The organism is Streptomyces sp. NPDC021020 (assembly GCF_044333285.1).
GTDB lineage: Bacteria > Actinomycetota > Actinomycetes > Streptomycetales > Streptomycetaceae > Actinacidiphila.
In genome coordinates this window covers 329,779-347,198 of record NZ_JBIRQQ010000004.1, presented here as the reverse complement: position 1 = coordinate 347,198, position 17,420 = coordinate 329,779, and the positions used below count along the sequence as shown (strand labels likewise).

The window sequence follows — 17,420 nt, the reverse complement described above, 5'->3', positions numbered from 1 at the left end:
GCCGGCAGCACCGAGCGGCTACTTCTTGTTCCAGTTGTCCCAGGTCGGACGGTTGTCGAAGGGGGCCGGGGTCTTCGCCCAGTTGTCCCACGTGGGCCGGTTGTCCCACGGTGTTCCAACGATCACCGGGGCCGGGGCGTCGTGCGTGGCCACCAACTCCACCACGACGGGGCTGTCGGATGCGGCGAGTCTGTCCAGGACGGTCATGCTGCTGTCTCCTTGGTTGCGAGCGTGGACAGGGCCGTGACCAGGGCTTGCCGGGAGACCCGGCAGTAGTTGGTCTCGGTGGACTTCAGGCTGCCGTTTTCGAAGTAGCGGTTGGCGGCCTGGGCTCCGCGGCAGAAGTCGAAGAACTGGCATTCGGTCTGGCAGCGGTCGAGGCCGGTGAGGAAGTCGCGTACGTAGCCCAGCCGGTGGGCCTCGTGGAGGATCTCGGACAGGGGCTGTTCGAGGATGTTGCCGGCCACGAAGTTTTCGTACTCGGGTGCCTCTGTGTCCGCGAATTCGGGAGAGAGCAGGACTACGTCGCCCTTCCAGGAGACCGTGGGGATCGGATCGAGGCGTCGGCGCTCCCATTCGGCCCTCTGGCCGGAACGGATCAGCTGGAGGTACTCGGCAAGGCGGTCGACTTCCCGGACTGCCGGGGAGTCGGGGTGCTCTTGGGACCAGGTGAGGGTGCGGCGCCAGAACTCCTCGGCCTCAACCGCGGTGGGCTGCTGCCGGGAGGTGTTGACCCCTTCGAGCTCCTCGATGTTGAAACCCACCGAGTGACCGCCCAGGGCGGACAGGAACTCCAGCAGCTCCTCCGGCATCGTGATGCCCAGGGCTCCGACCACCGAGATGACGGAGAACGGGATGCCGTGCTCACGCAGCTGCGTAATGCCGCGCAGGATCCGGTCGAAGGCGGGCTTGCCCCGGAGGTCGACGCGCTCGGCGTTCAAGACGGCCGGCCCATCGATGCTCACCCCGACGCGGACCCCGTACGCCTCCAGGAGTGTGCACCACGACTCGGTGAGAAGGGTCGCGTTGGTCTGCAGGTAGTGGTGAACCCGGCCCGCCCGGCGCAAGCCCTCGAACGGCGCGAGAAGGCTCTCGAACTTCTGCTGGCCGACAGCGAGCGGTTCCCCGCCGTGCCAGACGACGCCGACCGGATGGCCGCCGTCGTCGAACCGGGCCACCGCCTGCGCCAGTGCCTTGGCCACCTCCGCCGACATCTGGTGCTTCAGCTTGCGAAACGGCAGGTAGCAGTACCTGCAGTCCAGATTGCACCAAGTCGTTGGCTGAACCACCAGGGTCTGTGGGGCCGCGAACCGCTGCTGGTACCGGACACGCCACGAGGACGGGCGAGTGCGCATCGGAGTCCTCTCCACGACGGACAGGCATCGCCGACCGCGAGCAGGAGAGTCACGGGGTCGGGATGCCACCACCATCCGTCCCGTCGTGACGTGCGCCCGATGACATCGCGGTGTCATTGCCGATGACATGTCATCGGCCACGCGATGACAATGCCGAAGTGCCGTGACCTGCACAGGAATTCGGGTGTAGCGCGGTGGGATATCGTGGCGAATGTGGCTCGCTCGATCCTGATCCAAGACGGCCGGACGTCCCGGGATACCGGCTTCGTCTACATCTGCTCGGGCTACCTCGTCGAGCACGGCAAGGTGCTGCTCGTGCACCACAACCGCTTCGACAAATGGGTGCCGCCAGGCGGCCACATCGAGCCCGGTGAATCCTTCGCCGGGACCGCGGTGCGCGAGTTCAAGGAGGAGACGGGTCTGCTGGTGGAGGCGATCTCCAGCAGGCCGGAGATCCACCCCGCCGATGCCAACGCCACGCCCGAGCCCGTGCCGTTCTACGTCGACATCGAGCGGGAGGGGTTCGCCACCCCGGCGCTGGTGCAGTTCTTCTTTGTCCAGCGGCAGTCGGGCACCCGGGAACGGGCCGTTCGGGCGCAGATCGAAGAAGTGCACGGGGCCGCCTGGTTCGGCCTGGACGACCTCGACACCCTCAAGACGTTCGACCAGGTTCGTTCCCTGGCACGGTTCGCCCTGCTGAACTACCCGGTGGCGCAGGAGCGGGCCACGTCGTAGGCGGCTGCCTACCGGCCCGCGAGGCGATACCCGCTGGCCCCGTCCACCGTGCTGGCGAGCAGGAGCCGGGCCGGGGCGCCTCCGAAGGCCGCGGAGACGGCCTGGTTGAGGCGCTGAACGTACTTGGGCACCGAGGACGGGGCGACGTAGAGCGCCGCCGCGATCCGCTCGGTCGACAGCCCGGCCTCGGGCGCGTCATGCATGACCTTGACTACGTCGAACAGGCGCTCCGACAGCTCGCACGCCACGCTTCCTTCGCTGTCGCGTGCGCCGACGAGGACGGTTCGGCCCAGGCCGAGTGCTACACGAGCGGTGATCATCTCGACCGACGCCTCGCTCGCCTCCTCGGTGGCGCTGTCGGTGAGGTTCATACGGGCCAGACGCTGCGTCGCTTCCTCGTAGGCCGACACCGTGTAATACGCGGCCCGGATGGTGGCGCGCTTGCCGGAGGCACCCGGTTCGTTCCACAGCCCGGCCTCCGGGTCCCACAGGTCGTTCATCAACTTCCATGCTTTGGCGAGCCGGGGGTCGCGCGGGCTGGCGCCGGCGCGCATGGCGGCCTGGGTGCACAACGCGTACGCCATGTGTTCCCACGCGGTACCCTGCACGTCCTTGTCGTCCTCGACGAACGTCTCCCACCGGTGGTGGTTGTGCAGCAGCCACTGGCCGGCCCCGGCGACCACTTCCGACAGCCTCTTCTGCTGCATCGAGCCGTGCACCCCGCCGGTCTCCCGCGGGTTGTCCTGGTACGCGGGATCGCCGCCTGGCCCGGTTCCGGTGCAGACGGCCGACAGAGCGAGAAGGCACAGCGCGGTCTTGCTCGGGCTCGGGGCGGTGCCGATGTAGGTACGCCATCCCCATGCCCCGCTGGGGCGCCGGTGGTAGAGCAGTCCGTGCACTCCGTGGTCGATCAGGGGTGTGACGCGCTCCAGCAGGCCGGCGGTCTCCACTCCGCCGGGTAAGAGGAGTCCGGGGCCGAAGCCGTGGAGCACATCTCGGAGCTCGGCGAGCCGGTGCACCACCAGAGCGGTCTGGTGCAGCGAGGTGTCGTCGAGTCCGAGAACTTCGGGCCAGCCGTGGTCGACCCGGTGGTCCTCCAGCCAGCCGACGCACCAGGCCGCGGTCTCCGCGACGCGGTTGTGGTGAAAGAAGCACGGGTGGGACAGCAGTCCGGCCAGGCCGAAGGCGATGAACCGGGTGTGCTCGCCACGACCGCCTTTGGGCCGGGGCCGTGAGTGCTCCGGAACGGCGCCGGTGAGGAAGTCGAGCCCTTGGCGAACCGGCTGTCCGGCGATGCCGGCGGCCCGCAGAATCGGCAGGACTTCGCTGGTGTTGACGATCGACGAGACCGAGGTCAGGGTAAGGCCCCACCCGCCGTCGTACCCCTGGTTGTGCAGCAAGGTCCGGGCAGCTTCGCCCACTCTGGTCTCGAACGCCGCGAGCCCTACCTGCGTGCTCTTCATGATTCGCCTCCGCCGCCGAACCCGAACCGCGGGTCGGAACCGGTCGTACCCAACTCGCCCACGGTCAACTCGCTTTCGGAGTAGAGACGCTACGGTGCACAGTCATGAAGCCGTTCGTGTTCCAGCATGCGCACGACGTGTGGCCGGAGGGCGAGACTCGGGTCTGATGCAGACGGCACGCCGACCGCCCCTCGCGCGGGCCGTTCCGGACGCCGGTGCGGACAGCGCAGTGCGCACCGGGACAGAAAGGCCCGCGCTCGGTTCACGATCCCCGGCCGAGACCCGCGTCGTCAGCCTCCGCGGACGGAGCACTCAGCGCAGGATTCCGGCGGTCATGCCGGCGGAATCCGGGGGGAAGGCCACCAGGCCGAGTTCGGCCGGGGTGGCGAGGAGTCGGTGGGTGGGGAGGACCCGGACGGTGTAGCCGAAGGAGCCCGTGCGGTCGAGGGTCAGCGGGCCCTCGTAGACGTAGCGGCCCGCCATGTCGGGGCGCCCGGCCGGCTTGAGGGACAGGATCGTGGGCTCGGCCATCCGGTCGGCGGCGTCCACCCGGCCGGACAGCAGCTGGACGTCCACGTCGGACGGGTCCAGGCCGCCCAGCGTGACCTGGGTGCGCAGGGTGAGGGTGGAGCCCAGTTCGGGGGTGCCCTCGACGGAGTCGGTCTCCACGTGGTCCACCGCCACCTGGGACCACTGGCGGCGCAGCCGCTGCTTCCACTCGGCCAGCTCCGCCGCGGCGGGACCCTGTATGGCGCGGTGCGAGCGGGCGGCGGGCGCGTAGAGCCGGGTGACGTAGTCGCGGACCATACGCCCGGCCAGCACCTTGGGACCGAGCGTGGTGAGGGTGTGCCGGACCATCTCGACCCAGCGCTGCGGCAGCCCGCGCCCGCCCCGGTCGTAGAAGCGCGGGGCGACCTGCCGCTCCAGCAGGTCGTAGAGGGCGGCGGCCTCCAGCTGGTCGCGCCGGTCCTCGTCGGCGACGCCGTCGGCGGTGGGGATGGCCCAGCCGTTCTGGCCGTCGTACCACTCGTCCCACCAGCCGTCGAGCACCGACAGGTTGAGGCAGCCGTTGAGGGCGGCCTTCATCCCCGAGGTGCCGCACGCCTCCAGCGGGCGCAGCGGGTTGTTGAGCCAGACGTCGCAGCCGGGGTAGAGCAGCCGGGCCATGCGCATGTCGTAGTCGGGCAGGAAGACGATGCGGTGCCGCACCCGCGGGTCGTCGGTGAAGCGGACCAGCTCCTGCACCAGCCGCTTGCCGCCGTCGTCGGCGGGGTGCGCCTTGCCGGCCACGACGATCTGGATCGGCCGCTCGGGGTGCAGCAGCAGCTCCATGAGCCGGTCCTGGTCGCGCAGCATGAGCGTGAGCCGCTTGTACGACGGGACGCGCCGCGCGAAGCCGATGGTGAGGATCTCCGGGTCGAGCACCCGGTCGGTCCAGCCGAGCTCGGCCTCGCCCGCGCCGCGCTGCCGCCACGAGGCGCGCAGCCGGGCCCGTACGTCCGCGACGAGCTGCTCGCGCAGCTCGCGGCGCAACTCCCACAGGTCGGTGTCGGGAATGGCGCCCAGGGCCTCCCAGCAGTCGGTGCCGCCGGTCATGAGGGCGTCCTCGGCGCGCTGCGCGCCGATCTGCCGGGCGCCGAGCCGCAGCACCTCGGGGGCGACCCAGGTGGGGGCGTGCACCCCGTTGGTGATGGACGTGATCGGCACGTCCTCGGGGTCGAAGCCGGGCCACAGGCCGGCGAACATCTCCCGGCTGACGGCGCCGTGCAGGGTGGACACGCCGTTGGCGCGCTGGGCCAGCCGCAGGCCCATGACGGCCATGTTGAAGAGGTTGGGGTCGCCGCCGCGGTGGGTCTCCATGCCCAGTTCGAGGATGCGGCCGGTGTCGACGCCGGGCAGCTCCGCGCCGTCGCCGAGGTGGCGGGCGACCAGCTCGCGGTCGAAGCGGTCGATGCCCGCGGGGACGGGGGTGTGGGTGGTGAAGACGGTGCCGGCCCGTACCGCCTCCAGCGCGGCGTCGAAGTCCAGGCCGTCCAGTGACAGCTCGCGGATGCGCTCCAGGCCGAGGAAGCCGGCGTGGCCCTCGTTGGTGTGGAAGACCTCGGGCGCGGGGTGGCCGGTGATGCGGCAGTACGCGCGCAGGGCCCGCACCCCGCCGATGCCGAGCAGCATCTCCTGGAGCAGCCGGTGCTCGCTGCCGCCGCCGTAGAGCCGGTCGGTGACGTCGCGCTCGGCGGGCCCGTTGCCCTCGACGTCGGAGTCGAGCAGCAGCAGCGGCACCCGGCCGACCTGGGCCTTCCAGATCCGGGCGTGCAGCGCGCGGCCGCCGGGCAGCACCAGGCTTATCCGGGCGGGGGTGCCGTCGGCCTCGCGCAGCGGCGTGACCGGGAGCGAGTTGGGGTCGAGGACGGGGTAGTGCTCCTGCTGCCAGCCCTCGCGGGAGAGCGTCTGGCGGAAGTAGCCGTGCCGGTAGAGCAGGCCGACGCCGACGAGCGGGACGCCCAGGTCGCTCGCGGCCTTGAGGTGGTCGCCGGCCAGGATGCCCAGGCCGCCGGAATACTGCGGCAGGGCGGAGGTGATGCCGAACTCGGGCGAGAAGTAGGCGACGGCCGCGGGCAGGTCGGTCTGCTCCTGGTACCACCGGGGGCTGCTCAGGTAGTCGGCGAGCTCCTCGGCGGCGGCGCCCAGCCGGCGCAGGAAGCGCCGGTCGGCGGCCAGGGCCGCGAGCCGGTCCTTGCCGACGGTGCCGAGCAGCCGGACCGGGTCGCCCTGGGCGGCGCGCCAGCCGTCCGGGTCGACGGACTGGAACAGCTCCCGGGTCTCCTGGTGCCAGGACCAGCGGAGATTCTGGGCCAGATCCCCCAGCGGGCGCAGAGGTTCCGGCAGGACGGTGCGCACGGTGAATCGACGGATAGCCTTCACCCTTCGACCGTAGCCGGACGGGCGCGGGGGCCGCGGGTCTTGTCCCCATTCCGGTGGTTCAAACGCTCGAACGGCGGCGCACGGTAGTGAGCGCCACCGGGGCGCGGGCGCGGGCGCGTTCAGCCTTCTGTACCAGAGGCGGCCGGGAGATGTCGTTCCGGTTCCCACCGCACGTCGGCCGCGGTCACCGCTGGTCGCGACCGCCGCGCCCGGGGCGGCGCGGTGCCATGCTGGAAGCTTGGATCACACGGCTCGCACGTGCCTCGATTGCGGCTCCGCACCCCTGGGGGGCGTACGCGGGGGCGCGTTGGGGGGCGCACGTCAGGGTACGAAACCGGACCCGGCGGGACGCCCCGGGCGTGGCCGAACCCCGTGCCCGCCCCTCCCCCGGGGGGCGCGGACCGCAGCATTCCCGCCGTGCTCCCGAAACGCCGTCAGGGGACGCGTCACGCGCGTGGACATGGGCAGGCTCCCCGGTGCGCAGCACCCGAACGGAGCAGTCGGTGCCCGACGAGGCCACCCGGACGGCCGTGCGACCGCCACCCGGGTGATCGCCGGTGGCCGCGGCCCCGCAGGCAGGCCTACAACGCCAAGAACAGTTAAAAAGAGCGGAAGCCGTACGCGACCGCCCGGCCCCTTGGACTCCCGGCCTCCCGGCCCCGGTCCCCCCGGCCCGGCCGGTCCTCCGGACGCCCGTCGTGTGCTCGTGCCGTTGTCCATGCCCGTCCCAGCGCTGTCAGGTGAGGAAATGATCGGTCGCATTCCCGTACTCGATGTCCGTCCGCTGGTGGACTGCGGCCGGCGGCCCGCCAAGGCCGTCGTCGGCGAGACCTTCGAGGTGACGGCCACGGTGTTCCGCGAGGGGCACGACGCCGTCGCCGCCAACGTCGTCCTGCGCGACCCGGCGGGCCGCTCGGGGCCGTACACCCCGATGCGCGAGCTGGAGCCGGGCAGCGACCGGTGGGGGGCGTACGTCACACCCGGCGCCGAGGGCCGCTGGTCGTACAGCGTGGAGGCCTGGTCGGACCCGGTGGCCACCTGGCGGCACACCGCCGCGATCAAGATCCCGGCGGGTATCGACACCGACCTCGTCCTCGCCGAGGGCGCGCTGCTGTACGAGCGGGCGGCGGCCGGGGTGCCGAAGAACGACGGGCGGCAGGCCGTCCTGGCGGCCGTCGACGGGCTGCGGGACACCAAGCGCTCGGTGGCCGCCCGGCACGCCGCCGCCCTCGCCCCCGACGCCGTCGCCGTCCTGGACCGGCACCCGCTGCGCGAGCTGGTGACCGCGACCCGGCCGCAGCCGCTGCACGTGGAGCGGCAGCGGGCGCTGTTCGGTTCCTGGTACGAGTTCTTCCCGCGCTCCGAGGGCGCGGTCGTGGAGGACGGGGTGCCGGTACGGCACGGCACCTTCCGCACCGCCGCCGAGCGGCTGCCGGCCGTTGCCGCGATGGGCTTCGACGTCGTCTACCTGCCGCCGATCCACCCCATCGGCACCGCCTTCCGCAAGGGCCGCGACAACGCCCTGACGGCCGGCCCGCACGACGTCGGCTCGCCGTGGGCGATCGGCTCGCCCGAGGGCGGGCACGACGCGGTCCACCCGGAACTGGGCACCCTGGAGGACTTCGACCACTTCGTGGCCCGCGCCCGCGAGCTGCGGATGGAGGTCGCCCTCGACTTCGCCCTGCAGTGCTCGCCGGACCACCCCTGGGTCGAGAAGCACCCGGAGTGGTTCGCGCACCGCGCCGACGGCTCGATCGCGTACGCCGAGAACCCGCCGAAGAAGTACCAGGACATCTACCCGGTGGCCTTCGACGCCGACTTCCCCGGCATCGTCCGCGAGACGCTGCGGGTGCTGCGGCACTGGATGGCGCACGGGGTGCGGATCTTCCGGGTCGACAACCCGCACACCAAGCCGGTGGTCTTCTGGGAGAAGGTCATCGCCGACGTCAACCGCACCGACCCGGACGTGATCTTCCTGGCCGAGGCCTTCACCCGCCCGGCGATGATGAGCGCGCTCGGCCAGATCGGCTTCCAGCAGTCCTACACGTACTTCACCTGGCGCACCGCCAAGGACGAGCTGGAGGCCTACGCCCGCGAGCTGAGCGGTGAGAAGGCCGCCTGGATGCGGCCGAACTTCTTCGTCAACACCCCCGACATCCTGCACGCCTACCTCCAGACCGGCGGCCGCCCGGCCTTCGAGACCAGGGCGGTGCTCGCCGCGACCCTCTCCCCCAGCTGGGGTGTCTACGCGGGTTTCGAACTGTGCGAGGCGGCCTCCGCCGCGCCCGGAAGTGAGGAGTACCTGCACTCGGAGAAGTACGAACTGCGGCCGCGCGACTGGGCGGCGGCCGAGGCCCAGGGGCGCTCGCTGGCCCCGCTGATCACCACGCTCAACCGGTTGCGCCGCCGTCATCCGGCGCTCCAGCAGCTGCGGGACATCACATTCCACCCGGTGGACAACGACGCCATGATCGCCTACTCCAAGCGCCGCGGCGACGACGTCGTACTGGTGGTCGTCAACCTGGACCCGTTCCACACCCAGGAGGCGACCGTGTCGTTGAACATGCCGGAGCTCGGCCTGTCCTGGCACGACTCCGTGCCGGTGCGCGACGCGCTCACCGGCGAGACCTACCACTGGGGCAGGGACAACTATGTGCGCCTTGAGCCGGGCCGCGCGCCCGCGCACGTCCTGTCGCTGCGACCTACTCCATCGATCGGAGGGTCACTCAGTTGATCGTCAACGAACCCGTCCCTGACAAGTTCGAGGACACACCGGCCAAGGACCGTGATCCCGACTGGTTCAAACGGGCGGTGTTCTACGAAGTCCTCGTCCGCTCGTTCCAGGACAGCAACGGCGACGGTGTCGGTGACCTGAAAGGGCTCACCGCCAAACTCGACTACCTGCAATGGCTGGGGGTCGACTGCCTCTGGCTGCCGCCCTTCTTCGCCTCCCCCCTGCGCGACGGCGGCTACGACGTCGCCGACTACACCGCGGTCCTGCCCGAATTCGGCGACCTGGCCGACTTCGTCGAATTCGTGGACGCCGCCCACCAGCGCGGCATGCGCGTGATCATCGACTTCGTCATGAACCACACCAGCGACCAGCACCCGTGGTTCCAGGCGTCCCGCAACGACCCGGACGGCCCGTACGGCGACTTCTACACCTGGGCCGACGACGACAAGCAGTTCCCCGACGCCCGGGTCATCTTCGTCGACACCGAGGCGTCCAACTGGACCTTCGACCCGGTCCGCAAGCAGTACTACTGGCACCGCTTCTTCTCCCACCAGCCGGACCTCAACTACGAGAACCCGGCGGTGCAGGAGGAGATCCTGGGCGCCCTGCGCTTCTGGCTCGACCTCGGCATCGACGGCTTCCGGCTGGACGCGGTCCCCTACCTCTACCAGGAGGAGGGCACCAACTGCGAGAACCTGCCGCGCACCCACGACTTCCTCAAGAAGGTGCGCGCCGAGATCGACGCGCAGTACCCCGACACGGTGCTGCTCGCCGAGGCCAACCAGTGGCCCGAGGACGTCGTCGACTACTTCGGCGACCTCCGCAAGGGCGGCGACGAATGCCACATGGCCTTCCACTTCCCCGTCATGCCGCGGATCTTCATGGCGGTACGCCGTGAGTCCCGCTACCCGGTGTCGGAAATCCTGGCCAAGACCCCGGCCATCCCCGACACCTGCCAGTGGGGCATCTTCCTGCGCAACCACGACGAGCTGACCCTCGAAATGGTCACCGACGAGGAACGCGACTACATGTACGCGGAGTACGCCAAGGACCCGCGGATGCGGGCCAACATCGGCATCCGCCGCCGGCTCGCCCCGCTGCTCGACAACGACCGCAACCAGATCGAGCTGTTCACCGCGCTGCTGCTGTCGCTGCCCGGGTCGCCCATCCTCTACTACGGCGACGAGATCGGCATGGGCGACAACATCTGGCTCGGCGACCGCGACGCCGTACGCACCCCCATGCAGTGGACGCCGGACCGCAACGCGGGCTTCTCCTCCAGCGACCCGGGCCGGCTCTACCTGCCGACGATCATGGACCCGGTCTACGGCTACCAGGTCACCAACGTCGAGGCGCAGATGAGCTCACCCAGCTCGCTGCTGCACTGGACCCGGCGGATGATCGAGATCCGCAAGCAGAACCGCGCGTTCGGGGTCGGCTCCTACACCGAGCTGACCTCCAGCAACCCGGCCGTCCTCGCCTTCCTCCGGGAGGACGGCGACGACCTGGTGCTGTGCGTCAACAACTTCTCCCGCTTCGCCCAGCCCACCGAGCTGGACCTGCGCAGCTTCACCGGGTCCCATCCGGTGGAGCTGATCGGCGGGGTCCGCTTCCCGGCGATCGGCCGGCTGCCGTACCTGCTCACCCTCGCGGGCCACGGCTTCTACTGGTTCCGGCTGCGCCGCGACGCGTCATGACGGCGGGGGGCCGGAAGGGTCCGGCCCCCCGCACCCGAGACGCCCCCTGCGGGTGCCCCGAGTAGCGGACCTGACGCACCTTTGGCAGGATCCAGATATCCAGCCGCCGCACCCGGCGTCACCGGTTTCCCCGCACGTCCCCGTCGGCCGGGCCGCCGGACTGTTACGCGGGCGGGCCGTACGGCGGTTTCCTGTCACCCGCCCGGGGCAGGCTCCCCGTGTCGCCGGACAGCCCGAACCCGTCATCCGGGAGGCTGGCGCCCCCGCCGTTCGTCGTAGCGGCCGGGTGCGCGACTCCCCGGGGAAAGGACGTCATGTCGGACAGCTCCTGGACCCGCATTCCCTCCACCCCGCCCTCGGAAGAGCCCGCCACCACCGCGCTGGTGGGGCCCGCACCGGACACCGCCGTACCGCGCGACGGGCTCGTACGGTCACTGGAGCCGCTGCTGCGGTCGTGGCTGCCGCGGCAGCGGTGGTTCGCCGGCAAGGGGCTGGCCATCAGCGGCTTCCGGCTGGCCGCCGCCACCGAACTGGTGCCGCCCGGGGGCCCGCTCGGCCCGGTCGGGCTGCTGCACCTGCTGGTCGACGTCGAGCAGCCGGGCCGCCCCGCCGACTGCTACCAACTGCTGCTCGGCGCCCACCCGCTGCTGCCCTCCGCCCTCATCCGCAGCGCCCTCGGCCCCGCCACCGGCGGCCCGTACGACGGGCTGACCCTCTACGACGCCCCGCACGACCCGCGGCTGGCCGCCCTGCTGCTGGAACGCCTCACCCTGCCCGGCCGCACCGGGCCGCTGCGCTTCACGACCGAGCCGGACGCCGTCTTCCCGCCCGGGCTCCCGCCGCGCGTGTCCACCGCCGAGCAGTCCAACACCTCGCTGGTCTACGGCGACAGCTTCATCCTCAAGCTCTTCCGCCGCGTCTCGCCGGGCACCAACCCGGACCTGGAGCTGTCGCTGGCCCTCGCGCGGGCCGGATCGCGGCGGGTGGCCGAGCCCGTCGCGTGGTTCGAGTCGCTGCCCGCGGCCGCCGGCGCCGAGCCCGTCACGCTGGGCGTGCTCCAGCGCTACCTGCCCGGCTCCGCCGACGGCTGGGCCCTCGCGCTCGCCTCCGTCGCCGACGACGGCGACTTCCGCGCCGAGGCCGCCGCGCTCGGCCGCGCCACCGCCGAGGTGCACGCCTCGCTCGCCGCGGCGCTGCCCGTCCACGCGCTCGACGGGCCCGCGCTCGAACGCGTCGCCGCCGGCATGGCCCGGCGGCTGGACGAGACCGCCGCGGAGGTCCCGGCCGTCCGCCCGTACGCCCCCGCACTGCGCTCCGCCTTCGACGACCTCGCCCGCTTCGGCGCCGCCGCCACCCGCACCGGCCGCCCCGTCACCGCCCAGCGCATCCACGGCGACCTGCACCTCGGCCAGGCGCTGCGCGGCCCGGACGGAGCGTGGGTGCTCATCGACTTCGAGGGCGAGCCCGCCCGCCCGCTCGCCGAACGCCGCAGACCCGCGCCGCCGGTGCAGGACGTCGCCGGGATGCTGCGCTCCTTCGACTACGCCGCCCACCACAGCGGCAACGGCCCCTGGGCCGAACGCCACCGCGCCGCGTACTGCACCGGCTACGCGGCCGTGTCCGGGACCGATCCGCGGGAGCAGCCCGTCCTGATACGGGCCTTCGAGACGGACAAGGCGGTGTACGAGGCGCGGTACGAGGCGCGGCACCGTCCGGCGTGGCTGCCTATCCCGCTGTCCGCGCTCGCCCGACTCGCCTCGGCGTAGTCCCCACCCGACCTGTACGTCCGCCCGTCCGCCCGAGGAGAACCCCGTGACCCCCGACCCCACTCCCCCCGGCGGCCTCCCCGAGGCCGCGGCCCGCGGCTACGACGCCACCACCCCGCACCCCGCCGCCTCGGGAGGCGGCACCCCCCAGGGCCGCGCGTCCGCGCAGGAGGGCGCCCACCAGAGGCGCGCGCCCGCGCAGGAGGGCGCCCACCAGGGGCGCGGGGAACTGCGCGAGCAACCCACCACCGGGCGGTGGTCCGGGAACGACAGCAACAGCCCCTTTCGGCCGGTCCCTACCCGCGCCCCGGTGGGGCCCGAGCGCGCAGTTCCCCGCGCCCCTGGTGGCTCGGCCCCCGCCGTAGGGGAAGGGGCCCTCTCCGGGGAGGAGCGGGAGCGCCTCGTCACCGGATCGCACCACGACCCCCACAGCGTGCTCGGGGCGCACCCCGAAAAGGGCGGCGTCAGGGTGCGGGCCCTGAAGCCCTTCGCGAAGAAGGTCACGCTCGTCGCGGACGGCCTCCGCGTGGACCTGGAACCCGAGGCCGACGGCCTCTTCAGTACCCACCTCCCGCTAGCGGCAGCGCCTACGTACCGCCTCGCGGTCACGTACGACTCCGCCGAGGTCACCGGCGACGACCCCTACCGCTTCCTGCCCTCGCTCGGCGAGCTGGACCTGCACCTGATCGGGGAGGGCCGGCACGAGGAGCTGTGGAAGGCGCTGGGCTCCCGGGTCATGACGCACGGCGGCGTGGCGGGCACCCGCTTCGCGGTGTGGGCGCCGAACGCCCGCGGGGTGCGGCTCGCGGCGGACTTCACGTACTGGGACGGCACCTCGCTGCCGATGCGCAGCCTCGGCTCGTCCGGCGTGTGGGAGCTGTTCGTGCCGGGCGTGGGCGCGGGCACGGCGTACAAGTACGAGATCACCGGCCCGGACGGGCACCGCCGGATGAAGGCCGACCCGATGGCGCGGGCCACCGAGGTGCCGCCGGCGACCGCGTCGGTCGTGACGGAGTCGGCGTACACCTGGCGCGACGAGGAGTGGATGGCGCACCGCGCGGACGTGCCGGTGCACCGCGCGCCCTTCTCCGTCTACGAGCTGCACCTGCCGTCGTGGCGGCCGGGCCTGGGCTACCGCGAGCTCGCGGACGTGCTGCCCGCGTACGTCAAGGACCTGGGCTTCACGCATGTGGAGCTGATGCCGGTCGCGGGCCACCCCTTCAGCGGTTCGTGGGGCTACCAGGTCACCTCGTACTACGCGCCGATGCCGCGGCTCGGCTCGGCGGACGACTTCCGCTTCCTGGTGGACGCGCTGCACCGCGCCGGTATCGGCGTGATCATGGACTGGGTCCCGGCGCACTTCCCGAAGGACGACTGGGCGCTGGCCCGCTTCGACGGCGAGCCGCTGTACGAGCCGGCCGACCCGCGGCGCGCCGAGCACCCGGACTGGGGGACGCTGGAGTTCGACTTCGGCCGCACCGAGGTCCGCAACTTCCTGGTCGCCAACGCCGTGTACTGGTGCGAGGACTTCCACATCGACGGCCTGCGGGTGGACGCGGTCGCGTCGATGCTCTACCTCGACTACAGCCGCGAGGGCGGCGACTGGGTCCCCAACGCGTACGGCGGCCGGGAGAACCTGGACGCGGTGGCCTTCCTCCAGGAGATGAACGCCACCGTCTACCGCCGCTGCCCCGGCGTCGTGACGATCGCCGAGGAGTCGACGGCGTGGGACGGCGTGACGCGCGCGACGCACCACGTGGGCCACACCGGCTTCGGCGGCCTCGGCTTCGGCCTGAAGTGGAACATGGGCTGGATGCACGACTCGCTGGGCTACCTCGGGCACGAGCCGGTGCACCGCAGGTACCACCACGACGAGATGACCTTCTCGATGGTGTACGCGTACAGCGAGAACTACGTGCTGCCGATCTCGCACGACGAGGTCGTGCACGGCAAGCGCGCCCTGGTGTCCAAGGCGCCCGGCGACTGGTGGCAGCAGCGCGCCACCGAACGCGCGTACCTGGGCTTCATGTGGTCCCACCCGGGCAAGCAACTGCTGTTCATGGGCCAGGAGTTCGCGCAGGGCGGCGAGTGGTCGTACGAGAAGGGCCCGGACTGGTGGGTGCTCGACCCGGGCTACGAGGCCTCGGGCGACCACCGCGGGGTGCAGGAGCTGGTGCGCGACCTCAACGCGGTGTACGCGGCCACGCCCGCGCTGTGGCAGCGCGACACCGATCCGGGCGGCTTCGAGTGGGTCGACGGCGGCGCGGCCGAGGACAACGTCTTCGCCTTCCTGCGCTTCGACACCGCGGGCGAGCCGCTGCTGTGCGTCAGCAACTTCTCCCCCGTCGTCCGGCACGACTACCGCCTCGGCTCGCCCGCCGGGGTGTGGGCGCCGGTGCTCAACACCGACGAGCTGCGCTACGGCGGCAGCGGGGTGCTGCTGCCGGACCACGTCAAGACCGAGCCGACGCCCTACCAGGGCCGCCCGCACACGGTGGTGCTGACGCTGCCGCCGCTGGCGACGGTGTGGCTGCGGCCCGACCACGCCTGACCGGCCGCCGGAGGGAGGAGGCTCAGAAGACCGACTCGGCCTCCTCCATCCGGTCCTCCGGCACGGTCTTGAGGTAGGTGACCGCGTCGGCGAGCGGCACGGTGTCGACGCGGGTGCCGTGCAGCGCCGTCATGTGGCCGAACGCGCCCTTGTGCGCGGCCTCGACGGCGTGCCAGCCGAAGCGGGTGGCGAGCACCCGGTCGAAGGCGGTCGGCACCCCGCCGCGCTGGACGTGGCCGAGGATGACCGGGCGGGCCTCCTTGCCGAGGCGGCGCTCCAGCTCGCGGGCGAGCGTGGTGCCGATGCCCTGGAAGCGCTCGTGGCCGAACTTGTCGATCTCGCCGACGCCGTAGTCCATGGTGCCCTTGGCCGGGTGCGCGCCCTCGGCGACGCAGATCACCGCGAACTTCTTGCCGCGCTCGAAGCGCTCGGTGACCATGCCGGCCAGGTCGGCGGGGTCGAATGGCCGCTCGGGGACGCAGATGCCGTGCGCGCCGCCGGCCATGCCGGCCTCCAGCGCGATCCATCCGGCGTGCCGCCCCATCACCTCGACGACCATGACCCGCTGGTGGGACTCCGCGGTGGTCTTGAGCCGGTCGATGGCCTCGGTCGCGACGGTCACGGCGGTGTCGAAGCCGAAGGTGCGGTCGGTGCCGTTGATGTCGTTGTCGATGGTCTTGGGCACCCCGACGACCGGCATCCCGGCGTCCGACAGCATCCGGGCGGCGGTGAGCGTGCCCTCGCCGCCGATCGGGATGAGCACGTCGATGCCGTAGCGGGCGCACAGGTCGTCGGCGGACTCCGCGGCCTCGCGGAGCCGGTCGCGCTCCAGCCGGGCCGAGCCGAGCACCGTGCCGCCGCGGGCGAGGATGCCGCTGACGGAGTTGAGGTCCAGCGGCCGGGAGCGGCCTTCGAGCAGGCCGACGAAGCCGTCCTCGAAGCCGATCACCTCGTCCGTGTGCCCGGTCACCGCACGGTGCACGACCGACCGGATGACGGCGTTGAGGCCGGGGCAGTCGCCGCCGGCGGTGAGGACTCCGATACGCATGGGGCGGGTCTCTCCATCGAGGGGTGGGTCAGGGGCTGCGCGGGATCAGCGTGCTCTCGGTGATCCGGCCGGCCACGTAGTCGTTCACGTTGCGCAGCGTCGCGGCGACGATCTCCTCGACGGCGTCCACCGTGTAGTAGGCCTGGTGCGACGTGACGAGCACGTTGGAGAAGGTCAGCAGCCGGGCGAGGACGTCGTCGGTCATCACTTCGAGTGACTTGTCGTAGAAGAAGACGCCCGCCTCCTCCTCGTAGACGTCCAGGCCGACGCCGCCGAGCCGGCCCTCGCGCAGTGCCTCGACCAGCGCGGTGGAGTCGACGAGGGCGCCGCGGCTGGTGTTGATCAGCAGCGCGTCGTCCTTCATCTCGCCGAGCCGCCGGGCGTCGACCAGGTGGTGGGTGGAGGGCGCGAGCGGGACGTGCAGGGTGAGCACGTCCGCCTCCCGGAAGAGCCGGTCCAGCTCCACGTACTGCATGCCGAGCGCCTCGCACTCCGGGTTGGGCGTGAGGTCCCAGCCGAGCAGCCGCATGCCGAAGCCGCGGGCGATCGCGGTGAAGGCGGCGCCGATCCGGCCCGTTCCGACGACGCCGGCGGTGCGGCCGTGGAAGTCCCGGCCGAGCAGGCCGTCGAGCCGGAAGTCGAAGTCCCGGGTGCGGCTCGCGGAGCGCACGATGCGCCGGTCGAGGGCGAGCGCGAGGGCCCAGGCGAATTCGGCGACCGAATACGGGGAGTAGGCGGCCACCCGGGCGACGGTCATGCCGAGGCGCTCGGCGTGCGCGATGTCGATGTTGTTGTAGCCGGTGGAGCGCTGGGCGACGAATTTGGTGCCGCCGCGTACCAGACCCTCCAGGACGGCCGCGTCCAGCACCGCGTTGACGCTCGTCGAGACGGCCTCGTAGCCGGCCGCCAGCGGCAGCGTGTCGGCGGTGAGCGTGGTGTCCAGGCAGCGGATCTCGTGCCGCCCGGCGAAGGCGGCCTCCAGCAGCGGCCGCTCCTCGCGCTGCACCCCGGTGGCCAGGACGTCCATCGCACCGCCCTCCTCGCTCGCTCGTCTTCACCCTACGTGCACTGTGCGGCGATCCCCGGCAGGGCGCATCCGGGCGGTGTCGTACGGGCCGGTGCGCGCCCGCGCGGCCCTGTTAAGACACG

The 17,420-nt window shown here is 71.9% G+C and carries 11 protein-coding genes; 5 read left to right on the top strand and 6 right to left on the bottom strand.

What is annotated here, in order from left to right:
* Positions 1-18: 18 nt before the first annotated feature.
* The gene (gene amcA, locus ACH4SL_RS13480) at positions 19-207 is read right to left on the bottom strand and encodes a multiple cyclophane-containing RiPP AmcA (protein ID WP_398444679.1); all 189 of its coding nucleotides are present in this window, start codon (positions 205-207) and stop codon (positions 19-21) included.
* Positions 204-1,355: a cyclophane-forming radical SAM peptide maturase AmcB gene (amcB, locus tag ACH4SL_RS13475; RefSeq protein ID WP_398444677.1), complete on the bottom strand. Its 1,152-nt coding sequence runs from the start codon at positions 1,353-1,355 to the stop codon at positions 204-206. The genes amcA and amcB overlap by 4 nt, the downstream gene beginning before the upstream one ends.
* Positions 1,356-1,568: 213 nt before the next feature.
* Here amcB and ACH4SL_RS13470 point away from each other — a divergent pair, with 213 nt between their 5' ends.
* Positions 1,569-2,090: an NUDIX hydrolase gene (locus ACH4SL_RS13470; protein ID WP_398444675.1), complete on the top strand. Its 522-nt coding sequence runs from the start codon at positions 1,569-1,571 to the stop codon at positions 2,088-2,090.
* A gap of 8 nt (positions 2,091-2,098) precedes the next feature.
* On the opposite strand, the gene ACH4SL_RS13465 is transcribed toward ACH4SL_RS13470, so the two are convergent.
* Positions 2,099-3,553 (bottom strand): hypothetical protein, encoded by a 1,455-nt coding sequence (locus ACH4SL_RS13465; protein WP_398444673.1) that lies wholly within the window; start codon positions 3,551-3,553, stop codon positions 2,099-2,101.
* A gap of 312 nt (positions 3,554-3,865) precedes the next feature.
* Positions 3,866-6,475 carry an alpha-glucan family phosphorylase gene (gene glgP / locus ACH4SL_RS13460; protein ID WP_398444671.1) on the bottom strand — a complete coding sequence of 870 codons (2,610 nt, stop codon included), beginning with the start codon at positions 6,473-6,475 and terminating at the stop codon, positions 3,866-3,868.
* 748 nt (positions 6,476-7,223) lie between these two features.
* On the opposite strand from glgP, the gene ACH4SL_RS13455 reads away from it, so the two are divergent.
* The 4 genes from ACH4SL_RS13455 to glgB all read left to right on the top strand — a co-directional run bounded on the left by ACH4SL_RS13455 (position 7,224) and on the right by glgB (position 15,223).
* Positions 7,224-9,209 (top strand): alpha-1,4-glucan--maltose-1-phosphate maltosyltransferase, encoded by a 1,986-nt coding sequence (locus ACH4SL_RS13455; RefSeq protein WP_398444669.1) that lies wholly within the window; start codon positions 7,224-7,226, stop codon positions 9,207-9,209.
* Complete coding sequence (treS, locus tag ACH4SL_RS13450) at positions 9,206-10,906, top strand: maltose alpha-D-glucosyltransferase (RefSeq protein ID WP_398444667.1); 1,701 nt, start codon at positions 9,206-9,208, stop codon at positions 10,904-10,906. Before ACH4SL_RS13455 ends, treS begins: the two co-directional genes overlap by 4 nt.
* Positions 10,907-11,220: 314 nt before the next feature.
* Complete coding sequence (locus ACH4SL_RS13445; RefSeq protein WP_398444665.1) at positions 11,221-12,672, top strand: maltokinase; 1,452 nt, start codon at positions 11,221-11,223, stop codon at positions 12,670-12,672.
* Positions 12,673-12,718: 46 nt separating this feature from the next.
* Positions 12,719-15,223 carry a 1,4-alpha-glucan branching enzyme gene (glgB, locus tag ACH4SL_RS13440; RefSeq protein WP_398444663.1) on the top strand — a complete coding sequence of 835 codons (2,505 nt, stop codon included), beginning with the start codon at positions 12,719-12,721 and terminating at the stop codon, positions 15,221-15,223.
* A 22-nt stretch (positions 15,224-15,245) separates the two neighbouring features.
* Here the strand turns inward: glgB and ACH4SL_RS13435 are convergent, their stop codons facing one another.
* Together ACH4SL_RS13435 and ACH4SL_RS13430 are read right to left on the bottom strand one after the other, a co-directional pair.
* Positions 15,246-16,271 carry an ATP-dependent 6-phosphofructokinase gene (locus tag ACH4SL_RS13435; protein ID WP_398444661.1) on the bottom strand — a complete coding sequence of 342 codons (1,026 nt, stop codon included), beginning with the start codon at positions 16,269-16,271 and terminating at the stop codon, positions 15,246-15,248.
* A 28-nt stretch (positions 16,272-16,299) separates the two neighbouring features.
* Entirely contained in the window at positions 16,300-17,298 is a 999-nt protein-coding gene (locus tag ACH4SL_RS13430; RefSeq protein WP_398444659.1) for a 2-hydroxyacid dehydrogenase, read from the bottom strand.
* Positions 17,299-17,420 lie beyond the last annotated feature (122 nt).